Genomic DNA, 335 nt, shown 5'->3' on the forward strand with positions numbered 1-335 from the left:
CCCGAGCTACGTCGTGCCGAACGACGGGTCGTTCAGCGTCCGGACCGGGCAGGAGCTCGGCGGCGCCAACGTCACCTACCTGGGCATGTCCTGGACCTATGCCGACTGCCCGACCCAGAGCACGGGCGAGGGCTGGCAGGGCACCTGCGTGCTGCCGGCGCTCGCGCCGGGCGCCACGATGACCGTGACGGTCCTGGTCGGCTACACGGGACCCTGCCCGGGGTCGAGCATCGCCATCTACTTCTGGGCGTTCAGCCGCTGGTGGGACACCAACACGGCCAACAACGGCGAGAGCACTCGCACCATCCACTGTTGAGACAACCCTGTCGATCCGC

The 335-nt window shown here is 69.0% G+C and carries 1 protein-coding gene; it reads left to right on the top strand.

The window, feature by feature from the left end:
* Window positions 1-316: hypothetical protein (locus Q0L15_RS21385; protein ID WP_296606777.1), on the top strand; the 316-nt coding region annotated here is incomplete at its 5' end.
* Window positions 317-335 lie beyond the last annotated feature (19 nt).

It is taken from the genome of Nocardioides sp., from assembly GCF_024509035.1.
Lineage (GTDB): Bacteria > Actinomycetota > Actinomycetes > Propionibacteriales > Nocardioidaceae > Nocardioides.